At 42.4% G+C, this 19,089-nt stretch carries 8 protein-coding genes; 1 reads left to right on the top strand and 7 read right to left on the bottom strand.

What is annotated here, in order from left to right; all coding sequences use genetic code 11:
• Nucleotides 1-22: 22 nt before the first annotated feature.
• The 3 genes from C4F40_RS14880 to C4F40_RS14870 all read right to left on the bottom strand — a co-directional run bounded on the left by C4F40_RS14880 (nt 23) and on the right by C4F40_RS14870 (nt 10,478).
• Nucleotides 23-2,221: a fasciclin domain-containing protein gene (locus C4F40_RS14880; RefSeq protein WP_196940169.1), complete on the bottom strand. Its 2,199-nt coding sequence runs from the start codon at nt 2,219-2,221 to the stop codon at nt 23-25.
• 207 nt (nt 2,222-2,428) lie between these two features.
• The gene (locus C4F40_RS14875; protein WP_196940168.1) at nt 2,429-3,289 is read right to left on the bottom strand and encodes a PorP/SprF family type IX secretion system membrane protein; all 861 of its coding nucleotides are present in this window, start codon (nt 3,287-3,289) and stop codon (nt 2,429-2,431) included.
• A 22-nt stretch (nt 3,290-3,311) separates the two neighbouring features.
• A complete protein-coding gene (locus C4F40_RS14870) occupies nt 3,312-10,478 on the bottom strand; it encodes a LamG-like jellyroll fold domain-containing protein (RefSeq protein WP_196940167.1) in 7,167 nt (2,388 codons plus the stop codon).
• Between the two features lie 80 nt (nt 10,479-10,558).
• Here C4F40_RS14870 and C4F40_RS14865 point away from each other — a divergent pair, with 80 nt between their 5' ends.
• A complete protein-coding gene (locus C4F40_RS14865) occupies nt 10,559-10,744 on the top strand; it encodes a hypothetical protein (protein ID WP_196940166.1) in 186 nt (61 codons plus the stop codon).
• A gap of 50 nt (nt 10,745-10,794) precedes the next feature.
• On the opposite strand, the gene C4F40_RS14860 is transcribed toward C4F40_RS14865, so the two are convergent.
• Genes C4F40_RS14860 through C4F40_RS14845 form a run of 4 tightly spaced genes read right to left on the bottom strand, consistent with a single transcriptional unit; the run spans nt 10,795 to nt 19,084 of the window.
• Nucleotides 10,795-11,922 carry a glycoside hydrolase family 88/105 protein gene (locus tag C4F40_RS14860; protein ID WP_231390078.1) on the bottom strand — a complete coding sequence of 376 codons (1,128 nt, stop codon included), beginning with the start codon at nt 11,920-11,922 and terminating at the stop codon, nt 10,795-10,797.
• Nucleotides 11,923-11,931: 9 nt separating this feature from the next.
• Nucleotides 11,932-14,085, bottom strand: a complete 2,154-nt coding sequence (locus tag C4F40_RS14855; RefSeq protein ID WP_231390077.1) for a hypothetical protein — start codon at nt 14,083-14,085, stop codon at nt 11,932-11,934.
• A 13-nt stretch (nt 14,086-14,098) separates the two neighbouring features.
• The gene (locus C4F40_RS14850) at nt 14,099-17,683 is read right to left on the bottom strand and encodes a DUF4450 domain-containing protein (RefSeq protein WP_196940164.1); all 3,585 of its coding nucleotides are present in this window, start codon (nt 17,681-17,683) and stop codon (nt 14,099-14,101) included.
• On the bottom strand, nt 17,684-19,084 hold the full coding sequence (locus C4F40_RS14845) for a glycoside hydrolase family 28 protein (RefSeq protein ID WP_231390076.1): 1,401 nt from the start codon (nt 19,082-19,084) through the stop codon (nt 17,684-17,686).
• Nucleotides 19,085-19,089: the final 5 nt, after the last annotated feature.

The following is a 19,089-nucleotide window of genomic DNA, read 5'->3' as shown; positions in this document are numbered from 1 at the left end:
TAATAGGTTAAAATATTGTTGGTTATCTTTTAAGCAGTCCTGAAATTCGATACACAGCACCATCACTAAACAACTGTGGCAGATTATCGGATATCCTGATTAAATTGCCATCCGTATCTCTAAGTTCCATGTGCGTATTATGGTCTATAAGTTCAATTTTCCGGAATAAATTATAGCCTATCGATTTGGATGTATTCCATATACCTTGCACATCAAAACCCGGGAAAGGGTAATCTCCTAAAGAGTTGTCCGGTACAGAAACAAAATACGATTTTAAGTATTCCGCTAACTCTACATTGTCCGACGGAATAGTACCAGAAACAATACCATCCAATACCGTTTGATTGTCCGGAGCAAATAGTATAAAACGATTGCCAAACAAAAAAGATAATGCTCTACCCGCCTCTAAAAAACCTGCCTTTGCCAACAGCTTGGAAAACTCGGAGTACTGATGCAACGGATTAGCTGCCGTTTCTGCTCCAACAATAGTACTCTTAATCGTACGGGAATCCGATTGTAGATTTATGTTAGGTTCGTAGACTATTCCATTAAACCAGTTGCCGGATATATTTGTTGTCGCGATATCAATATCGGACGTATTGTAAGTAGCAGAGGAATAAACCCTTCCATTATCTGTATATACATACGTAAACGGATTTCGCGTACGATACACCTTTTTCTCTGCCATAGAGTTGATTCGTCCATAGACTATATGATCCGACAGAAAAACCTCCTGCTGTCGGATAGAAAGTGGCACGAGTACCCCGTCATCATTTTGCACCATGACGCTTTCATCGCCAAAGACCAAGGGATTACCTTCTGACCAGAATAAATAGCTACTGCCCACAATCGTTTCCTTAAGTGTTTCGTCAGATGGAATAAACAAGGTAAATTCTATGTTTCTACTCGACAATGTCTGGGTCAAACCAGTGTTTGCCAGCATGTACATAAACATCCTGTATTTCGGATTACGAAATGCTGGTCCAGTGACACTGCTAAACAAGTCGGGTACCAGCACCTTATTAAGTCCGTAATATACGCCATTGGAGGCGATAGCCTTGTCCTGTACATCCGCCTGCGGATCAAATTCTATAGCGGTACCGTAGGATGTTTTAATATCTGGATTTTTCCCGATTTCGGAAGGAAACACCACACTTCCTTGATACACATGATTGTACATCAACATGGCAATGGGCAACATATCAACATCAAACAACGTGTTATAATGAGCGGCAAAATACGCATCGAAAAAGGTTTGTAACGCCGCATTATTCGGGGCAAAAACATTATACGCACGATAACTAAGCTGTCCTAAATTTGCATAATCAGGCAGTCCAGATTCGCCATTGTGCGACCATTGCGATGCAATAGGTGGCAATACATTGTGACTTATAAGGAACAGTGAATCACCTGCTGCGGCATAATTTAATGAAGTTTGTTCGTCGTATGTATACGTGCGAAATTTATCATATAACGCGACAAAATCACGGTAGTTTCCTTTGTCGGCTAGCTCGTCATATACCGTATTCAAAGGTTCTAAAACTTCGTCGACTAAATAAATGTACCCGTTATCTGCAGGAATTGCATATTCACTTACACCTGCATTGCTTACATTAAAGCCTGTCGCCCCTTTCCACGATCCGGCACCGTAAAAATACTCGTAGTTGCTTGCGGCATCGATCTTTTTTGTATCAAAGTGCTTTTGTGAAAATACCGGTAGAAATCTATCCTTATGAAAAATGGTTTTCACTTTTCCATCTGTCTTATCCAGCTCGGACGTAGTGGGATTACTACTTCTCGAGCGATGCTTGTAATAAAGTCCTGCATTAATATTGTCATAACCTTCAGCCCCACCAGGTTGATAATCAAAAAGCATATCTTTTCCATACGCGTAATATACGAGGTGATATCCAATGAGCCTCTTCAGTTCGTCTTTTGGCACCTGACCGATGTTGGAGATATTCTTGGACGAAAAATAAGCTTGGAAAGCTTGGTCATCTGGCGCAAATATGGTCGCTATGGTCTTCCCCTCTAAGACTTCTCTGAAACCAGCGCGTTCAACTCCGTCCAGAAAATATGTAAATTCTCCGCGTTCTTCCAATATTTGCCACGCGTTTCCTCTCAACCAATCGGGGCGCTCATAGTGCGAAGTCAGCTCCTGTTTGGCGCATGAAGTAAAGAGAAGCAGCAACACACTGATACCTATCAACAGTCTTTTCATGTGTAAAAATTTATCTTTAAATGGTTATAGGAAACATTCGAATTTACCCGCTAACTCGAGTTAAATCTATCTGCTCCTTTGATTAGTTTCTAATTATATTCTATATAGTATGGCAATCTTATCATAACATCCGGTTCATTTTATAATGGTATACAATTTTACAAATTGCAACCGGTTTCACCATCCTGCGGTATCCTGAAATAATAACTACCAGGCATAACGCAGTCCGATATCCAGTCCCTGTCTCCCTATACCCTGCACCCCTGCTGTAGTGGTCGTATAGCCAACATTTAACTGCAAAACATTTACCTTTGCAGAAACCCCAGCACTGAAGTTTTTCGAAGTATGATACATCAGGTACGCATTAAATAGGTTATTAAAACCCACTGCAGTTCCGAAGTCGAGAATATTTTCTTCAGTTAATAGCCTTCGATAAGCCACAACCGGCGCAACGACCACATCGTCAAACAACAAGTTGTACCTTACGCTACTGTACATGAAGGGCTCGGGATTCAATAAAAATTCGTGCTTTTCTTTCAATAAATTATTTGCAGCAAGATTCACAACAACGTTGTCGGACGTGTACGCCAACCCCAGGTTAAAATCCATGCGATTGGGATCATTATTGTAATACGCAATCGCTGGATCGTTTACATCACCGACTATTTTATCCGTATTAATCTGCTCGCGTAAAAATTTGATGCCCGTACCCAGACTCAAGAATTTCGAATCGCCATCTAGAGGAATATGAAAAGCATAGGAAGCATTAAACTCCGTTAGGTTAAATGCGCCTATTTGGTTGGTTTTGAATCCAGCGCCTACTCCATTACGGCCAAAACCGTACATGACATGCAAATAATTTTCTTTCATGTCGTCTCTGAGCTGACCAACCGGCATCCGTATAGCGGCATCTATTGCCTTTGTTCCGTTTACACCAATGCGAGCCGAATTAAATAAATAGTCATTCTGAAAGTAGCTTGATATGATTGGAGATTGTTGGGCGAAACTCTCTCCGAGCATCGACCCAACAAATAATAACATTAAAAAGCTATAATTAACGATTTTCATAATTTTTCTTTCCGTTTATAGGTTAATTCACTACACTAATACTACCTGTAAATACTTCTCCGTCTACCACCACTTTGTAATAATATACACCTGTGGCCAACCTGCTGGCAACGGATGCTCCATTCCAGTCATTCGCGTAGTTTCGCTTCGTAAATATGATATTTCCATTGGAGTCGAATACGCTGACTTCATTCTGCGTATACAGATCCAAATTCTTGATAACCCAGAAATCATTAATCCCATCATTATTCGGCGAAAGGAAGTTGCTGATTTCCAATTTTAGGTCATTATTCTGGCTAATGACATCCAATTCATACGATGCATCTACTGTGCATCCAAGCGATGAGGTTGCTTCCACCTTGTATTGTGCGTCTTGTTCGGCCTGTACAACTACATACGGCTGTTCCCCTATTAATTCATTGTTCTTATACCAGCGGTAAGCATATCCATTCGGCAAGCCCGGTGTTACCGACAACGTGACTTCCTTATTTTCTAACACGCGCTCGGACGGATTAGCTACGATCTGTATTTCCGGAATAGAATTAATATTTAATAGAACGCGTTTTGTAGAAGTACTGATTCCACCATTCGCTGTCCCACCCATATCATCTATTGTAATATCCAAAGGCACTAAACCCTGTACATCATCCACAAGTTGAAAACGTAGTACCACGTCGTTATTTTCCAGTGTGTCTATCCGCGGATATTTACGTTCCTTCGGATCCGCAGGAACGCTAAACAAGAAGTTCTGAAGTGTACTTACCGTTAGTTTTAGATTTGACTCTTGGCTTGTTTCCTTACCTGCACTAATATTAGTTATCGGTATCTGTAGCGCCTCACCCACATTACATACGTCGATGTTTTCTTGAATCTCAAAAGAAGGTGCTTCATTGACAAATATAACCTTAAGCGTAATCGGTGTCGGATCGCTCACAAATTCGCCGTTATTGACTAACACATCGAATGTAAAAGATGAGGTTAGCTCTGTATTAAAATCATTTACATCTGCTACGTAGACTTTACCCGTAACTGCGTCGATACGAACTGGTGCAATACCATTACCATTGGGATCATCAAAAATGTCCAGTCTCCAATTTTCCAATGCTGCACCTGTAAACACCCATCCTTCCAATTGACCAATTTCGGTATCTATCAATGCATCTTCCCGTACCTCGAAAGTCGCGGCGGTAATAATTGGCTTATCGCGGTTGTCCGGCATAGTTTGAAAAGTCCAGACATCTCCCGTCACCAACTCAGCATCCCGAACAGCATCCACACGCCAGTAATACGCTTTGTTATCACCTTGAAGCTCGCCGACATTAAATGTCCGTGAGGCGCTGTTTTCAGCAACAAGCTGCAACGCATCGGCCGATTCGCCGACATAAACATTATACTTGTCTTCCTCTCCTGCCCATTCAAGTGTTACATCGGCAAAGTCAACGCCCACGCTTTCGTGAAGCGGGAATACGGCCTGTGCTTTTAAAGTTGGTACATTCTCGTTATACAATTGTGCGATCTCTTGAGCCGATAAGGCGTAGTTATACATTTTAAACTCATCCAGATAGTCTCTGAACGATTTATTCTCGGCAGAATTACCAATGTCCAACGGTCTATTTGGATCACCAATTGCCTCTGTTTTAACATTTGAGGTCATCTTGGCAAGCATACCATCCACGTAAATGGCGGTGGTTTTCCCTTCAAAATCCCGGACGGCAACCACATGTTTCCAGTCGCCGGTAAAAACAGGGTAAGTTGCCTGATCGGCTGGTGTCAATGCTACATCCGTTTTAGTCACATTATCATCTATACTGAACACAATGTTACCATTCTGATTCAATTGCATACCGTACCAGTAACCCGGTCCGCTAAATGTACCCTTATGGAATACATATGCATTATTCACCGCATTGGCCGGAGTCGCTGCATATGTATTCGCATCTGCCTTGATCCAAAAGGAAACGGAAAAGGATTCTTCCGATAATACATTATGGTCTTGTGATGGCGCTTGAAAACGTTTCGCTGCAATGCGTTCTTTTGTCGCAAAGTTTGCTGCTCCGTCCAGTTTACCTTCATCCAGATGTGGATTATGATCGACTGGAAAGTCCATTACCGCTGCATCATTTCCGTACTTACTGTAGTCCTTTCCGAGATTATTTTCATCATCAAAACTATAGTACGCAATCAATTCTTTGCCTGATAGTTTGACCATGGTTTCGAATTCCCACACATCACCCGTCGCTACCTCGGTATCCCGGATAGCATCCACCCGCCAAAAGTACTTCGTCAAGCCAGTCAGCGACGCAACCACATACTTCTTGTCTGTAATACCTTCGCCTACTAACTCAAGGGACTCTGCTGATTTACCAACGTACACGTTATAGGCGTCCTCTTTACCTTCCCAGGACAATTCCAAATCCGTATGGGTTACTTCCTGGCTCTGATGTGCAGGAAGACCATTGGTCGCTTTTACTACTGGAACCTGTTCTGCAAAGATCCGGCTGATATCCTGAGGAGATAAGGCGTAATTATACATCTTGAACTCATCTAAGTGATCTCTGAACGATCTGTTTTCGGAAGAATTACCAATTTCGAGCGGTCTATTCGGATCACCGATCGGTCCTGTCGCGACGTTCGATGTCATCTTCCCTAATACGCCGTCAACATAGATGGCTGTCGTTTTACCTTCAAAATCACGGACGGCAACGACGTGCTTCCATTCTCCTGTAAATACGGGATGGGTCGCTTGATCTGCAACGGTTAACGCTACATCCGTTTTAGTAACATTATCATCGATACTGAAGACAATGTTACCATTTTGGTGCAACTGCATACCATACCAGAAGCCTGGACCACTAAAGGTACCTTTATGAAATATGTAAGCATTATTAACATTATTTGCAGGCGTGACGGCATAGGTATTCACATCTGCTTTCATCCAAAACGATACGGAGAACGATTCCTCAGATAACACATTATGATCTTGTGACGGTGCTTGAAAACGTTTCGTTGCGATACGTTCTGTGGTCGCAAAATTAGCGGCTCCCGAATTTTTACCTTCTTCGAGATACAGATTATGATCAACAGGGAAATCGAGCACTTCGGCATGATTTGCATACCGACTATAATCCTTTCCAATATTATTCTCCTCGTCGAAGCTATAATGTGCGATAAGTTTACGGGCAAAAGGTTCGTAAGTGATCTTATTTTCCGTCGTAAATTGCCATACGTCACCCTGAATAGATTCTCCACCTCGTACTGCATCGACACGCCAGAAATAGGTCGTCAAGCCTTCCAATTCATTCGCTGCAAAGGATTTCTCCGTTAAGCCTTCGGCCAATAAAGACATTTCTTCAAGAGATGTTCCCAGATAAACGTTGTATTTCTCTTCGTCTCCTTCCCATGTCATCACCATATCCGTATGGGCTATCTCTTCACTCTCATGTGCAGGAAAACCATTGCTCGTTTTTGATACGGGTACCTGTGTCGCATAAATATTTTCGATCTCTTCTGCATTCAATACGTAATTATATATTTTCACTTCGTCTAACAAATCCCGGTAAGATCTATTTTCCAACGAATTTCCCAAATGCAACGGTTGGTTTGGATCTCCTATTGCCAACGTTTTCACACCAGTGGTTGTAGTTGCCAAAACACCATTTATATATAAAGCTGTTGTTTTATTTCCATAGTCGCGTATCGCAACGACATGGTTCCATTCATTATTGAACAGGTTATTGTTTGCGATATTAGCAGAAGCATCTGTTTTGTTTACATCGTCATCAATGCTGAAAACCATATTCCCATTATGATTGAGTTGTATTCCAAACCACTTGCCCAATCCGCCATCATTTTTATTAAACGCACCTTTATGTAATAAATACGCGTTGTTTGCTGCCGGATTATATGTATTTGCTGGCCCTTTCATCCAAAGGGAAATTGAAAAAGATTCCTCCGATAAAACGATGTGATCTTGAGAAGATGCCCTTAGACGGTTATCTGCTGCCACACCATCCACAGAAAAATTAGCAGCTCCTCCTACCTTACCTTCTGCCAGATAAGGTACAGCGGTAAAACCAACCGGCAGGGCATGATTTGCGTATGTACTCAAATCCTTACCAATATTAGACACGTCATCAAAGCTATAATGTGCGATAAGTTCTCTCCCCTTATTACTTGCTATGAAAGACCAAACAGTACTTGATTCTACTAGCGCTCCATTCACTGACTCAACTTTCCAAAAATAAGTTGTTCCACCAGTGAGACCTTCAAAATTGTACGTCTTCACGGTTCCATCTACTTCCTCCACGACCTCCAATGTCTCGGCACTTGCTCCGAAATAAACTTTGTATTTGGTTGCATTTACACCACCTTCCCAAGAAACCGTTGCACGATCCATTCTTTCCGTTGTGGTTCCTACAGCAGGGCTAGGCGTATGTGGAGCCGTCAAACCTAATAAATTTGTATATTCTGACTCTATTTGCTCCTCGGTCAAGGCATAGTTGAACAGTTTAACTTCATCCATCTGCCCTCCATATGGCGCGCTATTTACTGAATTTTGTTTAAGAAATTCCAGTTCTCCAATATTCCCAATAATCAGATCCGATTCTTCGCCAATTCCGTATAATGCTTTGGTGATGCTTCCCTGTTTAACTTCGGCTGCGTTTTTGTAAAATTTTAACAATTTGTTCTCTACATCTCGAACGACGGTAACATAAACCCATTCGCCCGTAAAGAAGTCGGCACTGTTGGCATAGATTTCATCTTTCCCAAGCGCATCGTTATCAATCGCAAAACGGAACTGTGCATCTTTAATTTCTAAATTAAATCGATTACCGGTAGCACCCGTTTCCGCATTTTTACTAATCGACCCTTTACAAAACAAGTATGCACTCGCGCCAGCTTCTGGTCTGTCTTCAGCACCGCCCTTCATCCAAAAGCCCAACGTAAAGGACGAATTGCTCAAAAACAAGTGATCGGCATGTGGAATATTTGCGGCATAGGTAGATCTATCGGCATCCTTTAGATGGATAGCTCTTCCTGAAATACCCCCGTCAATACGCAAATTAGGTCCCTCTTCTATGTTATGCGACAAGACACCGTGATTGGCAAAGGTCGAATGGTCAATCAATGCTGTCGCATTTTCTCCTTCTGTCTCATCAAACTTCCAATAACCGACCAATTGCGGTTCAAAGACCTTTTCAGTAGTAAATGTCCAGGTCTCTCCGGTGGTCTTACCTTTATCGTTGATCGCATCCACCCGCCAAAAATAGGTCTTATCGTTTGTCAGGGTCGATAGTGTAAAACTAGGCTGCGTAACCTGTTCTGTAGAAACCTTCACTAAATTATCTGCTGTCTCTCCTAAAAAGACCTCATAAGACGTCGTATTTTCACTTCCAATCCATTTCAGCTCAAGAGTTGCGTCAGTCAACATAACAAATGAAGCGGCATGGGTAGGCTGTGGATTTTTGACGGCTTCGGGAGCGGTCGGAATTGCCGGCGTCCGATAGCTAAACTGGGTGTAAACAGATTCCTCTTCGCCAACGATAGACTTAAACCGATAATAATAAAGTATGTTGGGTAATAGCTCTTTATCGTCTACATACGTCACAATATTCGCTTCTAACGTAGCAAGGGGCAACCAATTTTCTTGATCGATTGACCGCTCAATAATCACCTTACTTTCTTGGGCATTTTCCCAGGTCAATGTTACTTTGCTGTATGCTGGTTCCACCTCGAAAGATTCACCTGCCGCAGCGACCTGACGTACCGGGCGAACAAAATTTTCAGTTGGTGTCTCCCCGGCAAGAAGATTAATATAAACTTCGATATTTAAATACCCTGTATGGGCCGGATCCGACGAAGGTTTCAATGCATCGCTGGCATCGTCTTTATCCAAACCTAAACGAACTTCCCACTCATCTGGTATTCCGTCACCATCCGTATCCACCGGCAAAGGTGCGCCATCAAAGGTACCTACTCCCCCATTTGCAAGTGGCAGGTCAGACTCCCTATACGCATAAAATCCCTGCGTACCTTTACTTTCTAGTTCCGTAACCAAAAAGCCGTCGACCTGATCCCTTTTGGGCAAAGTCGCCCCTACATTATCAATAATATACTGATAAGCATCCTGTGCACTTAAGGAAGGGTTAATTGTTGGATAAGTTGAATAGTCTGCCGCTGTTTTAAAGTTAACAGCTTCGATACCCGGATACCAGGTTGAATTTTGTTCAATTAGTTCTCCGTCGAGGCTACCATTTTGGTTATTGTCGTAGTAGTTGCCGGCCTGATAGAGATTAAAGTTTCCGTTCCCCCTTGAAAACGGGGTTGCTTTAGTTTTTGGCGTAGAAGGCCCTCCTACAAAATAATTATTTAAAATAATTACGTTCGACTCTCCCGCAGATTCACCGCCTAAGATATAGGCGTCAGCCGAAATGCTATGATCAGAATAGGTCGTGTTTGCATTTCCAAAATTATAGACCACATTATTGACAAACTCGTTGACACCCTTCACTTTGGGATTCCGAGTCTTATTGCTGTGATACAAGGATTTGAGTATAGAAATCTTTCCCCCAGTTTGGATCAGACCTCCAGCAGAATGATTGTGCCGATGTAGCCCTTGTCCAATGACACTATTTTGGATCGTAATATTATCCGGCTCAAGACCTTTATTATCCCAATTAATTGAGAAAACTTCATCCAGACCCCAGGTAAATGACATATGATCAAGCATAATGTTACTCCCATTGGAAATTCCAGAAGCATCTTCATTTTTTCCCGCTCCTTTATTAACACCGGCGCGAATCCTCAGGAAACGTGATATGGTATGAGAAGAACCCGAGAATGAAACACCCCGGCCGTACAATACTACACCATCTCCTGGCGCCGTATGCCCCGCGATTGTCGTATTCGCCGCAATAGCGATCCGATCTTTCAATTCAATAATTCCACTGACTTTGAAGATAACAAATCTTCCGGGCTGGCTCACTGCGTCGCGAAACGAGCCGGGTCCGCTATCATTCAAATTGGTTACAAAATACACACTAGGTGAGGCATGTCCCCTCGCTCCATGAGCAAATCGGCCGTATCCTTCTGCACCGGGAAAGGAAAGTACCTCCTGTGCGTTCGAAGCATAACTGAAGACAAAAAATAACAGGATGATGATCCCCCTAATTAGGTTTACTCTTTTCATTGGTTACTGATTATATACTGGTTATTATAAAAAAAAACGAAAGTCGCCCCCCATCTCTCTTATTGTTTCAAATATATTGGATGCAACCGATTACATTGTCCTGTACTGTCCTGAACGAAATTAAAAATTTTAAGCAAATCTTTTTAATCAGCTATAAATCAACTACTTTAAAAGAAAAAATAAATGAATTAGATCGCGAAAAAAAATTACCCGACTCTATGCAAACCCAAAAACAAGAGCGGGTAGGAACAAGAAAAGCCATTTAATTTTCATTAAATGGCCTTTCTCAAACATTTGGGTGTTAAATTACTGTTCTTTATTTCGCTAGTTCGTAAACCTCCGTTCCCGCCAGAAGAAAGCATCCCAAACCATAGTCTTCAAAATCTGGCACCTTATCCACTGTGACCGGCTGGCCATCTTTAGGTTCTTTACCCGTAGATTGCAGATATCCCAGGAAGCCGTTCGGTTGAAGCGACTCTTTGGTCAGTGCATTCCATCCCTTTGTAATAACAGGCAAATACATTTCTTTATCCAGTATACTATGATTGATTCCCCACGCCATGCCGTACACAAACAATGCAGTACCGGAAGCTTCTTTACCCCCGTAATTATTCGGATCATGTAGGCTAACGTTCCAGAATCCGTCTGTGCGTTGCAACGGTACCAATGCCTTGGCTAAACTTTTGAAATCTGCTAGGTATTCTTGGTAATGTGAATCTGTATCCGGTAATTCCTCCAATACCAAGGCTAACGCAGCAAGCACCCAACCGTTTCCTCTAGACCAATAACAATCTTCGCCATTCGGTTCCTTATATGGAGGGATGAAATCTTTGTCCCTCCACCACAACTGGTCTTCCGGATTGTATAATCCATGACCACCTTCTTTGTACTTGATGTGGTGATACATCTTATACATGTAGTCAAAGTACTTGGTGTCCTTCAGTGTCACACCTAGTTTAGCATAGATAGGCATAGCCATCTGGATCGCGTCAATCCAGGTCCAGTCGTTGTACCGGCCGCTATTGATCACCGAATCAATATTTTTTTTGATCGCATCAATGCGTTCAGGCTGTGGATCAATGCGGTAAAGATCGATGTAAGTCATTCCACAGTTTTGATTGTCGGCATGTCGCGTATACACTTCGCCACGTACAGGTTTCCAATCGTGCTTCTCTCCCCACTCTACTGCATAATCATAGTAATCTTTCTGTTGATCCAGCTTATACAGAGCCATTAAGCCTTCGTAGTATACCCCTCTCGTCCAGATATTTGCACGGCGTTCCTTATTCGTAACAATGGTCTTTCCTGGATCCGGCCATTTATTCATAAAATAATTATTGGCCTGACGTAGTCTTTTGATTACCTCATTTTTACTTAGATCCGTTTGCGCTTGAAGTCCCAATACAAAAAAAGTGCTCGCTAATAATACTATAATATTCTTCATCTTCATCGATTAAGGCATTTTTTTAAATCCTTCTTTCTTAATTTTCCAGCTTCCGTCTTTCGGGAATCCTGGGAAGTCACCCTCGGAAGCATCCCAGCCCTCAAGCATCATCGCTACTGCCGTCAGCACACCGCCGTTACCCGGCAAATAGATGCGGAGTCTATTATCCTGAAAATTATGACCGTTTTTGAGGTAGGTATTCGTTTGGATATCCATAAACAAAGCGTCCAGTGCTTTATTGGGTAAATCTAAACGAGCCGCATTCATGGCCGTCATCGGAAAATCCCATCCCCAGGTATGTCCCCATGTCCATTTCGCCCATACGGTATCCAATGTGTTTTTCATGATCTCCTTATCCAATTTCGGTGATTCCGGCACCATTCCCAAAGCTCCTAAAACAGCCGGATGATCGGTCATCCACTTCGGAAAGGTATACGAGTCTGTAGCTGATTCTGTTGCCAGGTACACATTTCCCTGAACAGGTAAAGGAGCTAGTTTATTAATCACCTCGTCCCACTTTTTATCCCGTGGCTCACCAAGCCGTTCTTTCCATTCCTGCGCAATCCGCAGCGCCCAGTCCCAATAAGCCACTTCATAGGTAGGGTTAAATGTTTCTACAGCACGGAATACTTCTTGCGCTGGGATCACGCCTTTACCTAAATTATAGCGATCTTTTTCTTTATCATAGTATGCGTAATCTGCCATGAATTCGGCAGATGCAAATACCAGGTCTTTATATTTCTCCAACACTTTTGGGTCCTGCTTATCACGATAAGCGAGTTCTGTCATGTAAATAATATGCGGTTGTTGCCAAATTAAAAATGCAGCCACGGAAGATGGACTCTCGTTACCGTCGTTATCCGACATTTTAATCCACCGGACGCCTTTATAGCCCTGACGTTCGGCAAGTGCTTTGGCTTTTTCATAGGTTCTGAAATAATATGTTAGGGTCTCCTCCATAATCTCAGGACGTCCCCACAAAGCAAAGTGTACACCATGCCACCAATGCATCTCCGTATGTGGCTTACCATACCAACTATTAAATGTTAATCCAGTTTCCTGCGGCGGATTGCTTCCTCCACATTGTACCTTGGTGAGGTATTGCGAAAGCACAATCCTTCTTTCCAGTTCGTTTGCTCTCGGGTCGGTACTACCTTCGAAATCTACTGCAGCACCACTTTTCCAAAAGTCAGCCCAGCCTTCGGTACTACTTTCCGCAGTCGAAGTGTACAGCGCCGCTGTCGATTTGATGCTATCTGTTGCCGAAAATCTAGCCGCAAGTTCAAATTCTTTTAATTTTTTTGCAGGCTCATATACAAAATAATGCGTACTGCCCTCTTTTACATTCCCCTCCGAGTAGTCCAAAAAGGTATAGTAACTAGCGCCCTTTAACTTATGATTTAATATAGATGCATCTGCTGAACTGGAGATCAATTTACTCTGGTGTTCCTGAGCATTCGCATAATTCGTTCCTTCATCCAAAAATTTTCCACTCGGATATGGGTATTGCACAAAAACTTTAATTCTATTCTGCCCAATCAAGTCCGAGCTCACTTTCACGGCGACTTTATCTTCCGATTGGTGCGCTGCTGTTGAAACCTTAACGACATCACCATCTACGGAAAATTCGCTTGAAATAATACCTGTCCATACATCCAGTGTCTGTTTGACATCTGTAAGATCTTCAATTTTCGCTTTTTGTCCATTTTTCAAATACAATTCCAAACCGACATTACCCAGTTGAAGGCGGTGGGGATTCACCCGGTAATATTCCGTTGCGTCCTTATTCCGTCCCGGCTCCTTGTGCTGGATGCTATATTTTGCATCCCGTCCTTCATTATTAAAATCGTACGATTTTAGTGTTTCTTCAAATTTATAGTCGCCCTCGTTGGGAAATGAACTCCATCCCCATTCGGATTGCGTACCTAGCGATACCCCATTTTTATACACTTCTGGGAAAGACTGCATCCCAGTAATATCAACGGTATAGGCAAAAACACCATTCCCCACCGTCAATGACGACAGCGTATCCATCTTGTCATTTACCACATTATGACGTTGAACGACAGCTTTTCTGTCTATCTTCCCCCCCTGTTGTCCTTCACAGGAGAAAAACACCAGTGCGCATAATCCAATGCTTAAAAGTTTGCTTTTTATAATCATCTATTTTATCTTTTTAACGTAATAAAGTTAACCCCATAATACCGACCACAACATCATTGGCTTCTGCGATCAATACAGCCGATTGCAATAACTTACCCGGCTGTAACGGGAAATCCAATAGTGTTGCGGCTCCACCATCTACCGCCCGATTCGTGTAGCCCTTAATTTCGCTATATTTGCCCAGGGTTCCTCCCCTATAAACCTCTCCTGTTTTGAGTTTAATACGATAGGGTATTTGATCATCGGGTATTTCAAAAGCAAAATTATCATCTAAAAAATCTTGCTCAATTGGCCACCAATTGGTTGGATTTTTCAACACGAAGGTATCCGCTGTACCGTCGGTATAATTCACCTGAATCTTCGCATTTGCAATCTGCGATTGCATCGGATTTGTAGAGCCAGCCATCAACAAATACATCTTATGCGCCTGTCCATGTAAAGGAATCTCTGCTTCCGTCGGATAATTATCCCATTGGCTACTAAACAACACATTTTTCTCACCGGTGATATTGAACGGAACATCCAGGAACGTAACGGTATTATTTTTTCTGCTAGCCATCAATCCTGAATCATCAATCGACGCCGTAGTCAAGGGATAACACCAGTTACCAATACCCTGCCAAGGTAACTGTAAGGTCGGAACATCCGGTCGAGGAGAAAGATATTTTTGTTCAAAAATATTCGTCACCCGATCATTATAATAGCGGCTCAAATCCTGTGCTTGATAGGATGCCGTATTCGCTATATCCCAGTTAACATAATCCGAAACAAGTTCCTTCCCTTCTACATACAGGAAAACCCGATTGGTACCTTTTGACAGCAGATTGTTGGGCAATTCAATTTTCTCCAACTGCCCAGCTCTCAATTTTAGCTCTTTTTCAAAAGACGCTAACTTGACCTTAACCACACGTTCAATACGTGATTTATTTTCGATATTAAGAAAATGTTGATGACCTTCCTGCGAAAAAGTAGGTGTCACTGGATCTGTCAATTCTATATTAATGCCTTCCCACCAGGAAAGATCATCCCGTTTAATCTGAATAAAAAAAGTGCCTTTATGCTTCTTTTCTACCAACATGAATGTTGCTCCGGTCCTTTCTTTTACAAGTTCCTGCGGATCATATACGTCTGTAATTGCTATATCAGACGGGAGTTCGATCACAAATGAATCGGTATAAGGATGAGCGACAGCATACGAAATTGGTGTGATCTTTTGCCCCTCCTGTTCTACCGTTATGGCAAAAGAAGAACCGGCTTCGGTTTCAAATTGAATGTAAGGAAAATTGATCGAAGACGGTTTTAGATTCCACGTCACCTCTTTTCCATTTACCTTCACCGATTTGATTTTCGAATAATTTATCGGAATCTCCAAACTTAACGACACCGCATCAGCCACTTTTGTATGTATGGAATAATGAATTGTTTTAGCGTTTCGTTTATAGCTATAGGTTAATTCCGGTAATTCAATTTCTGCAAAATCCCACTCGTCCGGAAAGCCTGGTTTTATGAATACCTTCTTATCCAGCAAATTCGGATGAATACCAAAAAGTCCTTCGACTAATGTACGCGACGCAACACCGATTGGGTCTGCGAAGTCTCGGTACAACTCACCTCTAAAGGCATCGTAATGCGATAATTGCTGAAAATTACCCGGACTGATTCCATGGTACATACTTTCAATAATATTGCTTTTCCAAAGGTGAAAGGCTTCATTAAATCTCCCCGACTGCCAATAAGCGAGGGAGGCCTGTAAGTTTTCGGCCAAGGCTACGTTATTCACCGACCAGGTATAGGGCTGCCAGGTGGTCGTTGCCAAGGTATATAGACCTTGGTGTTCTCCATTTTTAACCTGTACGGGTATCTTGGGCAAGTGATTCTCGATATACTGCACATTTTGGTAGTTTTCAAAATCATCCAAAATATACGCATCAGCAATATGATATATGGTCCACAGCCCTGGTTTATCGTGCACTATCTTATTACCTAATAAATCCTGATACTCTGCAAAATGACCATTTCCTTTCAACCACAACCGGGAACGTAATGCTTCCGCTATTTGTGCGGCTTCAGTTTCATACAATGCTGGATCTTCGCCTATTAACTTCGCCAATTTAGCGGCAGCTTTATTGGCGCGGTAATTATAGGCCGTTGTGTGCGTCACACCTCCTCCGGAATATTGTAAACCGTCACTCGCCCAAATCGCACAGTAAGCATCGTATAAACCATCTCTATCCACGTCAAAATTACGGCGCTCCCAAGCCAAATGACGCACAATCGTAGGCCACATTTTTTTCAAATAGACAAGGTCTCCCGTATAATTAAAATGAGAAAACAGTTGGTCGAAAAAAACCAAATTCATATCATAATGATGGGGTCTGGAATTGTCGTTCGGATTCCGTGAGATATACCCGCTCGAAAAAACGGAGGTTCCCATCTCTTCAATGTGGCGTGCCAAATGCAAAGCCGTATCTGCCACGACCTTACCCACCTCGGGTTCAATTACCTGCGAATTGGCGTAGCTCGAAAAGTGTTCTTTTGCACGATCATGCCAACCGAGCACATCTGCGGAATACGCCCCACGCCAGGCATTTAAACGCATGCGCCATGCAACAGCGCCATGCAAGAAGGTTGGGCTTTCCCAGATTCCATCCGCCGCGACCGCTAAGGTAGCACCAAAATTATTGATGTAGCGATCCGGTGTGTTTACTTTAATACGGCCGGCCAGTTGTTGTCTATCCGATTCAGCCTTAGTATATATTGTTGATAAATCGGCATCAAGAAGCCTTTTTCCGGCAAATGTTCCTCCTGCCACCTGTATGAAAATAGGCCTTTCGTCCAATGCATAATGAGCGGTAACAATGGGAGATTTCCCCGCCTTTGAAGTGGGTAGCTGCGACAAGTTTTCCAGTACCGTTGCATCCACAAGCGATAGCTTCTTCGACTTACCAAATGTGCCATGTAACATATTCCGCTCATCCTTTCTACCCGGATAGCTCAGTTGAAAGCTATTGTTACTAATCTTGAATTCATTTCGTTCACAGTATTCGGGCAAAAGGTAGAATCCCGATTCGGGATCTGCGCCGATGTCGCCGTTACGGCTAAAGCGCTTGCCACTTGCTCCGCCATATATCGCAAACAATTCCGATCCTTTACGGATATTTTTAGCATGGACCTTTACGATCATGCCCTCTTCATCTGCTTGTGCCAGGACCGTAATTTCGAGCACCCCATTTCCAAAGAGCTTATCCCGAATAGCATAAACCATGGATCCGGGTCTATATCTCGTCTCAATTTTATCGGCATGAATAAGTTTTTTATATTCATTATTGCTCTTTATTACGAATTGAAGATTCCCAGCCATTCCCGGCATATAAAGTGCAAACTCTGGAAGATCTCCTGCCTCGACGCGCGACGCCTTATTATTGCCATACAAGGCGCGGTTGAATCGGTACTTCCCTTCAACCAATAAAAAATCTCCTTTATCCTCGGTGTAATGTAGTGTACGTTCATTTTTCTGCCAATGCTTGGATTGCGCTTGGATTGGACAGTAAATAGAAACGAAAAGTACAGTAATAGCGACTATTTTTCTAAACATCATTTAATCAAAAGAGGTGTATTCTTTCCCGTTAATAGTAACTTTTTTTAACGTTACGTTTTCTATATAATCTACTTTATAGGCTTCTTTAACTCCGTCAATTACACAGTTAATCATGGTTACATTTTTTACGGGAGATTCCTTGTAGGCAGCTGACAATACACCATATTTACCGCCTTCTTTCACCGTCATATTTTCTACCCATATATTTCGAATTGTAGGGATATGGTTTCCAGGTTTTTCATAAAACATGTTGAACCGAACTGCAGCATCCTTATATTTTCCCACTTTGGTATTATAAAAGAACACATTTTCAGTGGTACCACCTCTACTTGAGCTCGTTTTGATACGCAAGGCACGGTCCAGGTTAGGGCTATCCATCGTGTTATTCAACGCATAAATATTTTTAGCACCACCAGCTATTTCGCTTCCAATTACCACACCGCCATGTCCATCTTTCATGATACAGTTTTCAATGATATGGTTTTCAGCAGGTCTCCCGATATTACGTCCATCTTCATCACGACCTGATTTGATGGCGATACAATCATCACCAGTATCAAAATAACAGTCTTTAATCCATACATTTTTACATGCTTCTGGATCACAGCCGTCGTTATTCGGGCCGTGTGTAATTACCTTTACACGCTCAATCAATACATTTTCACACAAAACAGGATTTAAGTTCCACATCGGTGCATTGATCAATTTTACGTCAGCAATATAGATATTTGAACATTTGTAAGGTTGGACAAAAGCTGGTCGTAGATAATGCCCATCGCCAAAAACACGTGTCTTAGGATCTACCTCATCGGCCATCATTTCATGCAAAGCTACACGCGCAGGCGTTTGCTTACCCTTGCTTTCGTCCCAATTGAACTTTTTAGCGCCACACCACCACCACCAATAATCCATATTTGCATTCCCATCTAATGTACCGTTACCGGTAACGGCGATATTTTCTTGTTCATAAGCATAGATAAAAGGAGAATAATTAATACACTCCATACCTTCCCAGCGTGTAAATACCATCGGATAATCCGTAGAATCCCTACTAAATAGCACTACGGTGCTATCGGCTAGATGCAAATTGACATTGCTTTTTAAGTGAATAGCACCGGTCAAAAATACGCCTTTTGGTACGACAACGCGACCGCCTCCTTCTTCATGGCATTTTGCGATAGCATCCGCTATGGCTTTGGTGTTTTTAGTTGTCCCATCTCCCACCGCGCCGAAGTCCGTAATAGCATAGTCTTTATTTCGAAATTTCGGCTTGACGATCTGCTTTTTTAAAGCCTTTACTTCTTTTAAGGGTTGCTTTACGGAAGTCCACACCGTCTCCTGAGCCATTGCCTCGGAGCCTACTATTAATAAAATAAGGAAATACAACAATTTTGTCATCATGGTTT

Origin of the sequence: Sphingobacterium pedocola (assembly GCF_015209965.1) — a bacterium.
Lineage (GTDB): Bacteria > Bacteroidota > Bacteroidia > Sphingobacteriales > Sphingobacteriaceae > Sphingobacterium > Sphingobacterium pedocola.
This window is presented reverse-complemented; position numbering and strand designations above follow the sequence as displayed.